Source organism: Streptomyces racemochromogenes (genome assembly GCF_044129415.1).
In the GTDB taxonomy this organism is placed as follows: Bacteria; Actinomycetota; Actinomycetes; order Streptomycetales; family Streptomycetaceae; genus Streptomyces; species Streptomyces racemochromogenes_A.
Genome location: NZ_JBBDHD010000004.1, coordinates 49,197 through 62,051, shown reverse-complemented (window position 1 = coordinate 62,051; position 12,855 = coordinate 49,197). Strand labels below are relative to the sequence as shown.

The 12,855-nt window shown below is 76.3% G+C and carries 14 protein-coding genes; 7 read left to right on the top strand and 7 right to left on the bottom strand.

Annotated features, from left to right (window positions below):
- Positions 1-44: 44 nt before the first annotated feature.
- Positions 45-1,028 (bottom strand): DUF4349 domain-containing protein, encoded by a 984-nt coding sequence (locus WDV06_RS02760; protein WP_395507959.1) that lies wholly within the window; start codon positions 1,026-1,028, stop codon positions 45-47.
- A gap of 140 nt (positions 1,029-1,168) precedes the next feature.
- Here WDV06_RS02760 and hemG point away from each other — a divergent pair, with 140 nt between their 5' ends.
- Together hemG and hemQ are read left to right on the top strand one after the other, a co-directional pair.
- The gene (gene hemG, locus WDV06_RS02755) at positions 1,169-2,656 is read left to right on the top strand and encodes a protoporphyrinogen oxidase (RefSeq protein ID WP_395507958.1); all 1,488 of its coding nucleotides are present in this window, start codon (positions 1,169-1,171) and stop codon (positions 2,654-2,656) included.
- 23 nt (positions 2,657-2,679) lie between these two features.
- The gene (gene hemQ, locus WDV06_RS02750; protein WP_365158741.1) at positions 2,680-3,393 is read left to right on the top strand and encodes a hydrogen peroxide-dependent heme synthase; all 714 of its coding nucleotides are present in this window, start codon (positions 2,680-2,682) and stop codon (positions 3,391-3,393) included.
- Positions 3,394-3,509: 116 nt separating this feature from the next.
- On the opposite strand, the gene WDV06_RS02745 is transcribed toward hemQ, so the two are convergent.
- From WDV06_RS02745 to WDV06_RS02725, 5 genes are all read right to left on the bottom strand, one after another.
- Entirely contained in the window at positions 3,510-5,276 is a 1,767-nt protein-coding gene (locus WDV06_RS02745) for an alpha/beta hydrolase (protein ID WP_395507957.1), read from the bottom strand.
- Between the two features lie 373 nt (positions 5,277-5,649).
- On the bottom strand, positions 5,650-6,732 hold the full coding sequence (locus tag WDV06_RS02740; protein WP_395507956.1) for a TIGR04222 domain-containing membrane protein: 1,083 nt from the start codon (positions 6,730-6,732) through the stop codon (positions 5,650-5,652).
- Positions 6,729-8,006 carry an MbnB/TglH/ChrH family RiPP precursor modification enzyme gene (locus tag WDV06_RS02735; protein WP_395508034.1) on the bottom strand — a complete coding sequence of 426 codons (1,278 nt, stop codon included), beginning with the start codon at positions 8,004-8,006 and terminating at the stop codon, positions 6,729-6,731. Before WDV06_RS02735 ends, WDV06_RS02740 begins: the two co-directional genes overlap by 4 nt.
- Positions 8,007-8,227: 221 nt before the next feature.
- Entirely contained in the window at positions 8,228-8,665 is a 438-nt protein-coding gene (locus tag WDV06_RS02730) for an SMI1/KNR4 family protein (RefSeq protein ID WP_395507955.1), read from the bottom strand.
- Entirely contained in the window at positions 8,662-9,411 is a 750-nt protein-coding gene (locus WDV06_RS02725) for an aminoacyl-tRNA hydrolase (protein ID WP_395507954.1), read from the bottom strand. Before WDV06_RS02725 ends, WDV06_RS02730 begins: the two co-directional genes overlap by 4 nt.
- 71 nt (positions 9,412-9,482) lie before the next feature.
- On the opposite strand from WDV06_RS02725, the gene WDV06_RS02720 reads away from it, so the two are divergent.
- The 5 genes from WDV06_RS02720 to WDV06_RS02700 are packed head-to-tail and all read left to right on the top strand — an operon-like array spanning position 9,483 to position 11,917.
- On the top strand, positions 9,483-10,157 hold the full coding sequence (locus WDV06_RS02720) for an AIM24 family protein (RefSeq protein WP_395507953.1): 675 nt from the start codon (positions 9,483-9,485) through the stop codon (positions 10,155-10,157).
- Positions 10,154-11,074, top strand: coding sequence for an ATP-binding cassette domain-containing protein (locus WDV06_RS02715; protein WP_395508033.1), 921 nt, complete (start codon positions 10,154-10,156; stop codon positions 11,072-11,074). Before WDV06_RS02720 ends, WDV06_RS02715 begins: the two co-directional genes overlap by 4 nt.
- Positions 11,071-11,451 (top strand): hypothetical protein, encoded by a 381-nt coding sequence (locus tag WDV06_RS02710; protein ID WP_395507952.1) that lies wholly within the window; start codon positions 11,071-11,073, stop codon positions 11,449-11,451. Before WDV06_RS02715 ends, WDV06_RS02710 begins: the two co-directional genes overlap by 4 nt.
- The gene (locus WDV06_RS02705) at positions 11,448-11,726 is read left to right on the top strand and encodes a hypothetical protein (protein WP_395507951.1); all 279 of its coding nucleotides are present in this window, start codon (positions 11,448-11,450) and stop codon (positions 11,724-11,726) included. The genes WDV06_RS02710 and WDV06_RS02705 overlap by 4 nt, the downstream gene beginning before the upstream one ends.
- 14 nt (positions 11,727-11,740) lie before the next feature.
- Positions 11,741-11,917: a hypothetical protein gene (locus WDV06_RS02700; RefSeq protein WP_395507950.1), complete on the top strand. Its 177-nt coding sequence runs from the start codon at positions 11,741-11,743 to the stop codon at positions 11,915-11,917.
- Positions 11,918-11,949: 32 nt separating this feature from the next.
- Here the strand turns inward: WDV06_RS02700 and WDV06_RS02695 are convergent, their stop codons facing one another.
- Positions 11,950-12,849, bottom strand: coding sequence for a polysaccharide deacetylase family protein (locus WDV06_RS02695; protein WP_395507949.1), 900 nt, complete (start codon positions 12,847-12,849; stop codon positions 11,950-11,952).
- Positions 12,850-12,855: the final 6 nt, after the last annotated feature.

Sequence of the window (12,855 nt, the reverse complement as noted above, 5' to 3'; positions counted from 1 at the left end):
GCCGTCGCCTCCGTTACGGGGACACGCTACGGGCGGACGGGCCGTCAGACCCCGTCCTCGCGTGCACCGCCCGCCGGTTCCGGGGCCGGGGCCGCGGCCTGCCGGGGCACCGGGGTCCGCCGCAGACCCGTCTTCGGCTTCGCCGGACGGAACCTGCGGTAGAGCCTGAACCCGAAGGTGAGCAGGGCGGCGGCGAGGGCGAAGGGCAGCACCGCCGCCAGTGCGAGTCCGAGGTAGCCGACGAGGCGCGCGAACACCTTCCAGCCGCCGGCCAGGGCATCGCCCATCCCGGGCTGCGGATCCTTCTTCTCCTTCTCCACCGGAGCCGGAGCCGGTTCCGAGACCGACAGCGTGATGGTGCCCATCGAGGTCTGGTCCTTCAGCGCGTTCTGCTGGGCCAGCAGGGACTCCAGGTCGGCCTGGCGCCGGCTCAGCTCGCTCTCCAGCATGACCACGTCACTGAGCGCGGAGGCCTTCTCCATCATCTCCCGCACCCGCGCCACGCTGGCCTGCTGGGACTTCACCCGGCTGTCGACGTCGGCGACCTTCTCCGTGACGTCCTGCGCCTCCACCTTCCGGTTCAGCAGCTTCCCGCCGCCCTCCAGGGAGGCGATCACCGCGTCGAAGCGGTCCCCGGGCACCCGCAGGGTCAGCGTGGACGTGATCCGCCCGTCCCCACCGCGGTCGGTGGTCTCGGCACCGACGTAGCCCCCCGCGCCCTCGGCAGCCGTCCGGGCCGCCGCGATGACCTTCTGCGGTTCGGCCGTCTCGATGCCCAGCTTTCCCGTACGGATGACGTTCGGCCGGACGGGCACCTGGGCCTGGCCCTTGGAGTCCGCCGCCGGGGGAGCGGCCGCCCCCGCCCCCGGCTTGCCCTGCGCGCCCTCCCGGGGGGCCGCCGCGGCGGCCTTGCCGTCGGAGGCGGACGTCTGGCTTCCGGCGCTGCAGCCCGTGAGCACGAGGCCCCCGGCCAGGGCCAGGCCGGCCAGGGCGGCCGCCGCGCGGTGCTGTCTGCTGAACGTGTGCATCGTCAAGTACCCCCGGGGCTGCGGCAGATGTCACCGCTTCGACGTATGCGCGGCCTCCCCGGGTTTCGCCCCCCGGATCCCGACCCGGTTCCGATGCGGTCACGTTCGGGCCTCGCCGGGCGGTCTGAGACCATGGATCCATGCACGAAGCGGACACGCGTACGAACGGGACGGGCCGGCCCGGGCCGTCCCGTCATGTCGTCGTCATCGGCGGCGGCATCGCGGGCCTCGCGGCCGCCCACCGGCTGCTCGCCGACGGGGTCCGCGTCACCCTCCTGGAGGCCGGCCCGCGCCTGGGCGGCAAACTGCGCGCCGGCGAGCTCGCCGGCCTGCCCGTCGACCTCGGCGCCGAGTCCGTCCTCGCCCGCCGCCCCGAGGCCCTGGACCTCGCCCGGGCCGTCGGCCTCGGCGACGACCTCCAGCCCCCGGCGACCGCCACCGCCCGGCTCTGGACCCGCGGGGCCCTGCGCGACATGCCCCGCGGCCACGTCATGGGCGTCCCCGGCGACCCGGCCGCCCTCGCCGCCTCCGGCGTGCTGTCCGCCGAAGGCCTCGCCCGGATCACCGCCGACACCGCGCTCCCGCCCACCGAGGTCGGAGAGGACGTCGCCGTCGGCGCGTACGTCGCCGCCCGGATGGGCCGCGAGGTCGTGGACCGGCTGGTCGAACCGCTGCTCGGCGGCGTCTACGCCGGTGACGCCTACCGCATCTCGATGCGCGCCGCCGTCCCCGCCCTCTTCGACGCGGTCCGCACCCACCCCACGCTGACCGAAGGTGTCCGGGCCCTCCAGCAGGGGGCCGCCGCCCGCGCGGCCGCCGAGCGGACCACCGTGACGGGCGCCGCCGCCTCCGGCGCCTTCTTCGCCGGGATCGCCGGCGGCATCGGCCGCCTGCCGCTCGCCGTCGCCGAGGCCTGCCGGGCCGCCGGGGCGCGGATCCTCACCGGCACCCCGGCGCGCGGCCTCGCCCGTACGCCCCAGGGCTGGCGGATCACCACCGACGGCGAGGCCCTCGACGCCGACGGCGTGGTCCTCGCCACCCCGGCGGCCCCGGCCGCCCGGCTGCTCGACGCCCACGCCCCCGCGGCCGCCGCCGGCCTGCGCGAGGTCGAGTACGCCTCCATGGCCCTGGTCACGATGGCCTTCCGCCGCTCCGACCTGCCCCCGGCGATCGCCGGCGGCACCGCCAGCGGGTTCCTCGTCCCGCCCGTCGACGGCCGCACGATCAAGGCGTCCACCTTCTCCGGCAACAAGTGGGCCTGGGCCGGTGCCGATCCCGACCTCTTCCCGCTGCGCACCTCCGTCGGCCGCCACGGCGACGAGGGCGACCTGGGGCGCGAGGACTCCGAGCTCGTCGACGTCTCCCTCGCCGACCTCGGCGAGGCCGTCGGGCTCACCGCCCGGCCCGTGGCCTCCACCGTCACCCGCTGGGACGGCGGACTGCCCCAGTACCCCGTCGGCCACCTCGCCCGCGTCGACCGGATCCGGGCCGCCGTGACCGCCCTGCCCGGCCTCGCGGTCTGCGGCGCCCTCTACGACGGCGTCGGGATCCCGGCCTGCATCGCCAGTGCCGGCAAGGCCGCGGACGCCGTCACCGCCTCGATGGCCACCCCTGGCACCGAGCACTGATCAGCACACGGGACAATGGACACATGACTGCACCAGAGAAGATTCCCAACGCGGGGAAGAAGGCGAAGGACCTCAACGAGGTCATCCGCTACACCCTGTGGTCCGTCTTCAAGCTGAAGGACGTCCTGCCGGAGGACCGCAGCGGCTACGCCGACGAGGTCCAGGAGCTGTTCGACCAGCTCGCCGCCAAGGACATCACCGTCCGCGGCACCTACGACGTCTCCGGCCTGCGCGCCGACGCGGACATCATGATCTGGTGGCACGCCGAGACCTCGGACGAGCTGCAGACCGCCTACAACCTGTTCCGCCGCACCCGGCTGGGCCGCGCCCTGGAGCCGGTGTGGTCGAACATGGCGCTGCACCGTCCGGCCGAGTTCAACAAGTCGCACATCCCGGCCTTCCTGGCCGACGAGGTGGCCCGCGACTACGTCAGCGTCTACCCGTTCGTGCGCTCGTACGACTGGTACCTGCTGCCCGACGAGGACCGCCGCCGCATGCTCGCCGACCACGGCAAGATGGCCCGCGGCTACCCCGACGTGCGCGCCAACACCGTCGCCTCCTTCTCCCTGGGCGACTACGAGTGGCTGCTGGCCTTCGAGGCCGACGAGCTCTACCGCATCGTCGACCTCATGCGTCACCTGCGTGCCTCCGAGGCCCGGATGCACGTCCGTGAAGAGGTGCCCTTCTACACCGGGCGCCGCAAGTCCGTCGCCGATCTGGTGGCCGGGCTCGCCTGATACCTCCCCTGGGGGGAAGGACCGGAGGACGACCGCGCTCTCGCTGAGGAGCGGCCTCCGGTGGATCGGGAGGCCCTGCCCCCGAAACGACGCAGCCGGAGATCCCGCCCGGAAGTTCAGACGAGCGGTGGCAGCAGCGCCCTGGGAGCGCTCGCTGCGCCCTCGTCCAGTGTCACCGGTGCGGGCTCCGGATGCGGCGCACAGCTCACGCGCCACCCCGGGGTGGTCCCTGTCAGCAGGTACCGCTCCACATGCCGGTCCACGCACGCGTTGCGTCCGCCGGTCACCCCGTGGCTGCCCGCCGCCCGCTCCGTCACCAGCGCGGACCCGGCGCCCAGCCGCCGCTGCAGCTCCAGCGCGCCCCGGTGGGGCGTCGCCCCGTCCCGTTCCGCCGCCACGACCAGTGTGGCGGGGAGCCGCCCGGCCGGGAGCGCCCCGACCTCCACGGGCCGCTGCCGCTCGTGCACCGGCCAGCTCGCGCAGGGCAGGTTCAGGAAGGCGTTGGCCCAGGTCTCGAAGGGCGCGCGGCGGGCCAGTTCGCTGTTGTCGCGGTCCCACGTCTCCCAGTCGGCCGGCCAGGGCGCGTCGTTGCACAGCACCGCCGTGTAGACGGCCGTCGCGGTGGCCGCCTGCGCGGTCAGCCGCGGATCGCGGGCCGCCTGGCGCACCAGCGGCGCCTCGTCCCCGCGCAGGTACGCGGCGAGGGCCGCGGCCCGCTCCGGCCACACGTCGTCGTAGTACGCCGCCTGGAGGAAGGCCGCCTGGAGTTCGCCCGTACCGACGACCCCGCCCGCCGGGGTGCGGGCCACGGCCGCGCGGACCCTCTCGTAACTCGCCTGCACCGCCCGCGCGGTGGCGCCCAGCCCGTACGCGTCGTCGTGGCGGGCCGTCCAGGCGCGGAAGTCGGCCCAGCGGCGTTCGAAGGCCCCGGCCTGGCCGAGGTTGTCGAGGTACCAGATCCGGCGCGGGTCCGGGTCCACCGCCGAGTCGAACACCATGCGGCGCACCCGGTCCGGGTGGCGGGTGGCGTACACCGCGCCGAGGTAGGTGCCGTACGAGGCCCCCAGGAAGGTCAGCCGCCGCTCGCCCAGGGCGGCGCGCAGCACGTCGAGGTCACGGGCGTTGTTCAGGGTGGTGTACTGCGCGAGTGCGGCGCCGGTGTGCCGCGCGCACCCCTCGGCGTAGGCCCGGGCGGCCGCCATCCGCTCCCGCTTGTACGCGGCGGAGGGCTCGGCGGGCACCTGGGTGGGCCCCTGGGGCCGTTCGGCGGGGTCCTGGCAGGTCAGCGGGGCGGAGCGGTCCACTCCGCGCGGGGCGTAGCCGATCAGGTCGTAGGCGGCGGCGACGCGGGCCCAGGCGGACCGGTCGGCGAGGAGCGGGAAGTACGTCCCGGAGGCACCCGGCCCGCCGGGGTTGAACACCAGCGCGCCCTGCCGGACGGCGCCCCCGCGGCCGGAGGCGGGAAGGCGGCTGACGGTGAGGGAGAGCTGCGGCCCGTCGGGGCGGGCGTAGTCGAGCGGGACCCGAAGGGTGGCGCACCGCACGGGCTCAGGCAGCTCCTCGGCGGCGGGGCACGGCAGGAACTCCAGCGGCCGCGCGCCCTCCCCGGAGGCGGGCCGGGGCATGGGACGGGTCACGGGGCGGGCGCCCTGGGTGGGTCTGGTGCCGTGCGCCGGGCTCCCGGAGGCGCCGGTGACCGGCCGCAGGGCGGCGGCCGCGGCGGCGCGGCGGGCGACCAGTTCGGCCCCGGCGTCCTCGGCGGCGACCCGTTCGGCGGCGGTCCCGGGCCCGGGACCGCTCGCACGGGCCGGGGCGGCGGGGGCGCACAGGGTGAGGCAGAGGGCCGCCGAGGCGGCTCCGTAGCGCGCGAGCGTCGTCCGCATGGCGACCCCTTCGTCTCATCGTCCTGTCTGATGAGATGTCAGCGGGCCGCCGCTGTACAGGCTCGCCGCCGGGGTGTCGGACCCGGTACGCCCGGTTGGCGCCACGACGGGGCACCTCCGGGCGGGAGCCGGACCGCAAGGGCGGCCAAGGGCGGATCAGGGCCGGGCCGCCCGCCCCGCCGGTGCGGCCCGCACCCCCGGGTCCACCAGGCGGGCAGGCGGCGGATGCGGTCCGCGCCGGCCGCCGGGCCGAGGCGGGCACCCCGGCCCGGGCGGGCGGCGGGAGCAGGATCCGTGGCATGGCCGGCTCCTCCACCCGCCACGGCCCGCGCTGCCCGAGCACGAGCAGCTCGTGACCTGGAGGCGACAGGGGTCAGGTGCTGCTGGAGCAGCTGGACCCGGACGAACTGCTGCAACTCGAACCGCTGGAACAGCTGGACCCGCTCGACCCCCCGGAACAGCTCGAACCACTCGAACAGCCGGAGGACGCGCCGCAACTCGCCCCACCCGAACAGCCGGAGCCGGAACCTCCGCAGCCGGACCCGCCACCGCAGCCCCCGGAAGAGCCGCCGCCGTCGCCCGACGCGCACCACAGCACGGGCACCAGATCGGCGGACGAGGAGTCGGAGGAACCGCAGGAGTGCGAGGTGCGCGAGGAGCTCGTGGTCCGCCCGCCGGACGCCCGCCCCCGGGCCTGGGCCGCCGCCAGCCGGGTGCCGCGCGCCGCGGGCACCAGCTGCGCCCGCAGCCCCGGATCGCGCAGCCCCCGCAGCCCGAACAGCGCCGTCCGCACGGCGGGGGTCTGGTCGGCGGCGTACCGGGCCCGGGCCCGTGCCAGTGCCGCCCGCCCCGCCGGGGTCACCCGGCCCCGGGCCCGCCGGGCACAGAGCGCGCCCACCACGATGCCGCCCACCAGGACCGGCAGCACCTTGAGCACGAACGGCACCTGCGACTCCCGCGTCAGCGCCATGGCCACGAACGTCACCGGCAGCGACACCGGGATCAGCGCCGCGCACACCACCGTCTGCACCAGCGCCCACCGCCGCAGGCCCCGCCCCGCGCCGGGCGCGGCGATCATCCCGCGCGCGGCCAGGGCGTCCCCGGTCTCCTGCACGGCCGGGTCCAGCATGGCGGCGTACCGCACCTGGTACAGCCACCCGGACGGGGCCGCCCGCAGCGCCGCGAGCACGGCCCGCTGGGCGGGGTCCGCGCCGCTCGCCCGCCGCCCCTCGTGGACGATGCCCGGGCCGCCCGCCACCAGCCGGCCGTCGCCGAGCAGCGCGACGAGCGCGGCGTCCACGACCGTCCCGGGCCCGCCCGCCAGGAAGGCGGCCTCGGACAGGTCGTGCACCTCGGGCGTTCCGGACCGGCGCCCCCGTCCCCGCCGCGGCCCGAGCACCAGCCCGAGGCTCGACAGGACGACGGCGGCCCACACCGCCACGGCCAGTACGTTCACCGCCCCCACCCCACCAGGGCACGCGCCCAGCGCACGATCCGGCCCGACGGCCGGGCCCCGGCCCGCTCCCGCCACCAGGCGGTGAGCCGGCGGCGCGCGGCCGGGTCGTCCGGCAGGTCCCGGATCAGCAGGTGCTCCGCGAAGTCCAGCGCGTCGCGCCGGTACCCGCCCGCCATGGGCCGGAGCCGCGCGTACGCCAGGAACGCCGCGCGGTACGCCTCCGGACCGCCCAGGATCCCGGGCAGCTCGGGCGCGACCTTCGCCACCACGGAGGCTCGTTTGGCGGCCAGCGCCCGGGCCTGGATCCGCACCCGCTGGCGGTCGAACCCCTCGGGCACCGGCGTTCCGGCGACCAGCGCCGACAGCAGCGCGGCCTGTCCCAGCCCGAGCCGCGTGCGCGCGGCCTCGCCGGCGGTCCCGGCGGCACCCTCCCGCACGACCACGGGCTCCCGTACCGCGGGTTCGCCCGCTTCCGCCACCACCGCGCGGATCCGCTCCAGTTCCCCGGCCAGCTCGTCCCCTTCGGGGAAGTCCTCGTCCCGCTCCAGCAGCACCCCCGGCGGGTCCACCCGCTCGCGCAGCCGTGCCAGCACGTCGAGCACCACCGGCGGCACCGGATGGGCGTGCGTGTCGTGCCACACGCCGTCGCGCTCCACCCCGCCGGCCACGTGCACGTACGCCAGCGCCTCCAGCGGGACCGCGTCCAGCACGGCGGCCGGGTCCTCGCCCCGGTTGACCCGGTTGGTGTGCAGGTTCGCCACGTCGATCAGCAGCCGCACACCGGTCCGCTCCACCAGCTCGGTCAGGAACTGCCCCTCGGTCAGCTCCTCCCCGGGCCACGACACCAGCGCGGCGATGTTCTCCAGCGCCAGCGGCACGGGCAGCGCGTCCTGGGCGATCCGCACGTTCTCGCACAGCACGTCCAGGGCGTCCCGGGTCCGCGGCACCGGCAGCAGGTGCCCGGCCTCCAGCGCGGGCGAGGAGGTCCGTACGAAGGCGATGTGCTCGGTGACCAGGGGCGCCCCGAGGGCCACGGCCCGCTCCGCGAGCGCGGCCAGCTTCCCGGCGTCGGGCCGGTCGGCGCCCCCGATGCCGAGCGAGACCCCGTGCGGCACCACCCGTACGCCCCGGTCCCGCAACCGCAGCAGGGACTCGGGCAGGTGGCCCGGGCACACGTTCTCGGCCACCACCTCGATCCAGTCCAGCCCCTCCAGCCGCTCGACCGCACCGGCGATCTCCGGCCTCCACCCGATGCCCACCCCCAGGCGTGCCATGGGCTTCATGTCCCCCTCGCCCCCTCTCAAGGACTCCGTGCCGATGTCATGGCCCGGACGCGAACGGGCCAACCACCGGCTGGGGACGTTCAGAGCAACATTTGAGGTTCCTGCCCGAAGGTCTCGTTCCGGTCACCGCCTCCCCAGCGCCCCCGGTTCCGCCGCCCTGTTCCGGCTCCCGGTTCCGCCCCCCGGGTTCCGTCGCCGCGTCCCGGCGGCCCTCAGTACCGGTACCAGTCGCCGGCCGCCGGCAGGGCCCGCCGGAGGTAGTCCTCCACCCCGCCCGCCGCCCAGGAGCGGCCGTCGCTCTCGTGGTCCCAGGCGAAGACGTCGGGCCGCTCCGGCGTCCGCACGACGCCGAACAGGTCCCCTCCGCCGTTGTCCCCGAAGAACATCAGCGGCTCGAAGGGCATGTACAGCGCGGCGAGTTCCGGCGTGCCGCGCAGCTCCGCGTTGTCCCGGGCGATCCGCCGGGCGCTCCAGACGACATCGGTGGCGTGCCGCCCGACGACCCCGTCGCACTCCCGCAGCAGGCCGGCGAGGTCGGCGGGCAGCGCCTGCCCGAGCACCCGCTCGACCTCGGCGAGGTCCGCCTCGTCCGCCGGTCCGGCGAGCTCCGCCTCCGGCAGGAGCCCGAGGACCAGCCCGCGCCAGTTCACAGCCGGCCACGCAGGGCCGGGTGGTCCGCCACCACCGTGCAGCTGCCCGGCGCGATCTCCGTGAACCCCGCGTCGCGGACCACGGGCAGGCCGCTGCCGGACAGTTCCGCCCAGCGGTCACGCGGGGCGGTGCGCACGGCCAGGTGGAAGCCCGAGGCCTGCCACAGGGCGCGCTCCGCCGCCGTCAGCTCCCACCAGGCCAGCTGCGCCGCGTGCCCCGCCTGGGCCATCGCCTTGCCGGCCGACATGTCGAGGTCCGGGTTCAGCCACAGCACCGGCACGCCCGGCTCGGGCGCGGCCACCGGCTCCGGGTCGTCCATCTCGGTGCCCGACACCTGGAGCTTGGCCAGCTCCTTGGGCCAGCCGTCCAGGGGGACCGGAGGGAAGACCCGCACCTCCGACGCGGCGCCCTGGACCGTGATGCCCGGCAGCGTGGCCGCCTTGCGCCACTCCGCGCCGCGCGCCCTGCGCACCACCTTGCGGATGCGGGCGTCCTGCCAGTCGCGCACCGCGCGCGCCCACTCGCCCTCGCCGTGCGCGCGCTCGTCCGTGAGGAGGACCAGCACCGCGCGGGCCGCCGTCTGCAGCGCGTCCGTCCGCGCCGGCGGCTCGGCCTTCTCGATCCGCACGACCAGCGGCAGCACGAACTGCGGGGCTTCGTCGCGCAGTACGTGGTCCTTCCGGAAGGGGCTGTCCGCCCCCACCGCGGGTACCTCTGAAGTCTGGTTCGTGTGCTGGCTGCTCATCCTGCCAAGGATGCCAGGGTCCGCCTTCAGGAGGATGCCCCGGGTGGCCGGCGCGGGTGAGGATCGGCTCCATGAAGAGCGACCTTTTCGCCGGTGAGAACCTGGCCCAGCCCGCCGCCGCCCCCGGGATGACCCTGCAGAACGCAAAGTCCGTCAAGTACGCCGTCAACGGCGAGGTGCTCGCCCGGCAGGGCTCCATGGTCGCCTTCCGCGGCAACCTCCAGTTCGAGCGCAAGGGCCAGGGCATAGGCGGCATGCTCAAGCGGGCCGTCACCGGCGAGGGGCTCGCGCTGATGTCCGTCCGCGGCCAGGGCGAGGCCTGGTTCGCCCACCAGGCGGGAAACTGCTTCATCGTCGACTTCGAGCCCGGCGACGCCCTCACCATCAACGGGCGCAACGTGCTGTGCTTCGACGCGACGCTGTCGTACGAGATCAAGATGGTCAAGGGCGCCGGGATGACCGGCGGCGGCCTCTTCAACAGCCTCTTCACCGGCACGGGCAAGCTCGCCGTCGTCTGCGACGGCAACCCGATCGTCATCCCGGTCACCGCGCAGTCGCCGGTCTACGTGGACACGGACGCGGTCGTCGGCTGGAGCGCCCAGCTGGTGACGGGCCTGCACCGCTCGCAGTCAGTCGGCTCGATGATCCGCGGCGGCTCCGGCGAGGCCGTCCAGCTGATGCTGCGCGGCGAGGGCTTCGTCATCGTCCGGCCCAGCGAGCGCACCGAGACGGCGGCGGCGCACTGAGGCTCACCGGCGTGGGCCGCCGCTACGGCAGGCGGCGGCCCTGGGTGCTGCGCGGGATCGGCGTGGAGCTGCCGCCCGGTGCCCTCGTCCGCGTCGAGGGCGGCAACGGCGGCGGCAAGTCCACCCTGTTGCGGCTCATCGCGGGCATCGACACCCCGACCGAGGGGCGGATCACCGGCCGGCCGCCCCGCACCGCGTACGTGCCCGAGCGCTTCCCCGCCGTCCTGCCGCTGACCGCCGCGGCCTACCTCACCCACCTCGGCCGGGTGCACGGCCTGACCGGTGCCGAGGCGGCCCGGCGGGCGGCCGACGGGCTGGAGAGGTTCGGCGCCGCCCGCTTCGCGCGCACCCCGATGGCCGATCTGTCCAAGGGGACCAGCCAGAAGGTGGCCGTGGCCCAGGCCCTGCTCGCCGATCCGGGGCTGCTCGTCCTCGACGAGGCCTGGACCGGCCTGGACGCGTCCGCCCGCGCCGAGCTGGACCGTGCCGTCACCGAACGCACCGCCGCCGGGGCCACGGTGGTCTTCGTCGACCACGACCCCGCCCGCCTGTCCGGCCTGCCGCACGCCCACTACCGGCTCAGGGGCGCGACCCTGGAGGCCGCGGCCGAGCCCCCGGCCCCCCGCTCCGCCGCGCCCCTGCGCACGACCCCGGCGGCCGTACCCGCCGGGGTGCCCGTCGTACCGGCCGACGGACCGGGTGTACCGCTCGCCGCTGCCGTCGTGCCGGCCGGGGCGGCCGCCGTGCGCATCCACGCGGTCGGGCCGCCCGGCAGTGTCCCGCCGGTGGGGGCCCTGGCCGCTCCCGGCGGGGGGATCTGGCTGACCGTCGGGGCCGGGCTTTCCGATTCCGTCCTGCGCGGGCTGCTCACCGCCCGGCCGTCCTGGCACATCCGCTCCGTGGAGGAACTCCCGTGACCGCCCTGCTCCGCTACCAGGGCGCCCTGCTCCTGCGCTCCCAGGGCTGGCCGGCCCCGTTCGCCCTGTACGCCGTCTTCGTGGGCATCGGCGTCCAGCCCGGCGACCGGATGCTGGACTCCCTCGGCTACGCCGCCGCCGGCCTGGTCCCGCCGGCGGCCTGGCTGGTCCGCGTCTGCGTCACCGTCGAGCCCCCGGCGGCCCGGGCCTGCACCGCCGCCGCGGCCGGACCGGCCCGGGTGCACGCGGCGGCCGTGCTGACCGGTCTGGGCGCGGCCCTGCTGACCGGGCTGCTCGCCGCGGCCTACACCCTGCTGGTCGGGGACCCCGCCGGGCACGACCCCGGCCGGGCCGCCCTCACCGGGCGGTGGCGGTGACGGCGTGCGCGCTCACGGGGGCGGCCGTGGGCGCGGTGTGCAGCCGGCCGCTGGTGCCCGGGCGGGGCTTCGCCGTCCTGGGGGCGGGCCTCGGCTCCCTGCTGGCCTGGGTCGTGTCCCTCTCCCCGGCCCGCGGCGCGGTGTCCGCGCTGATCGGCGCCGCCCGAGCGGGCGCCCCCGAGCCGGCGCTCCCGCTCGGCGCGCTGGCGGGTGCGCTGCTGCTGGCCGGAGCGGCGGGCGCGGCGGCGGCCCTGGCGGCCGCGCGCCGGGGCTGAGTAGGCTCGTACGCATGGACCAGCCGCAGGACCACGAGACCGGCGCCCGCCTCCGCCCCGCCGCCGGGCCGCCGTACGCGGACTGCGTGGAGTGCGGCAGGCCCACGGAGTACGGGGCGGCGACCCCGGGCGCGGTGCGGTGCCCGCTGTGCGAGTGGCAGGAGGCCCAGCGCACGGCCTGCTCCGGCTGAGCCCGGTTCGGCCGCCCGGAGCTGATGAAACGTTACTTCCCCATCAGTTCCGACACCTTCACGAAGCGGTACCCCCGCCTGCGCAGCTCCGGGACGATCTTCTCGACGGCCTGCTCGGTGACCGGTGCCGCGCTGCGCGTGCAGTGCATGACCACCACCGACCCGGGCCGCACCCCGGCCAGCACCTGCTCCGCCACCGCGTCGGGGTCCTTGGCGAAGGCGTCCCCGCTGACCACGTCCCACTGCACGGCGGTCACCTTGGCCGGGCCCAGGAGGCGCAGCGCCCGGTCGTCGTAACAGCCGCCGGGGAAGCGGAAGTACGGCACGGTGTTGACCGCACCCGCCTTCTTGAAGGCGGCGAACGCCCGGTCCACGTCCGCCCGGGCGGCGGGCGCGTCGAGTGCCGGCAGCCCGTAGCAGGGCGACTTGAACGCGTGGTGGCTGTAGGAGTGGTTCGCGATCTCGAAGTTCGGGTCGGTGCCGATGGACTTCGCCTGGTCGGGGTACTCCTCGGCCCAGCGCCCCGTCATGAACACGGTGGACGGCACTTTCAGCCGCCGCAGGGCCGCGATCAGCTCGGGGTTGTCGAAACGTTCCCCCGAGGCGGCGCGCGGACCCTGGTCGGAGGTCATGTCGGCGTCGAAGGTCAGGGCGACGGTCTTCTCGGTCCGCTGCCGGGCCCGTTCGAAGACCGGGGTCAGGCCGTTCGGCCCGGGCGCCAGCGTCGGCACCCGGACGGGCGCGCCGGCCAGGGGGGAGGCGGAGGGGGAGGCGGCCGCGGAGGGGGCGGACGCGGTGGCGGGACCGGAGGCCACAGGGGTGCCCGAACGGGCCTGGCCCGCGCCCTGGGGAGCGCCGGTGCCACCCCCGCATCCCGTGAGGAAGGCGCCGAGCACGGCCACGGCGGCCACTTTGCGTACAGAAAGGGTCACTCACGC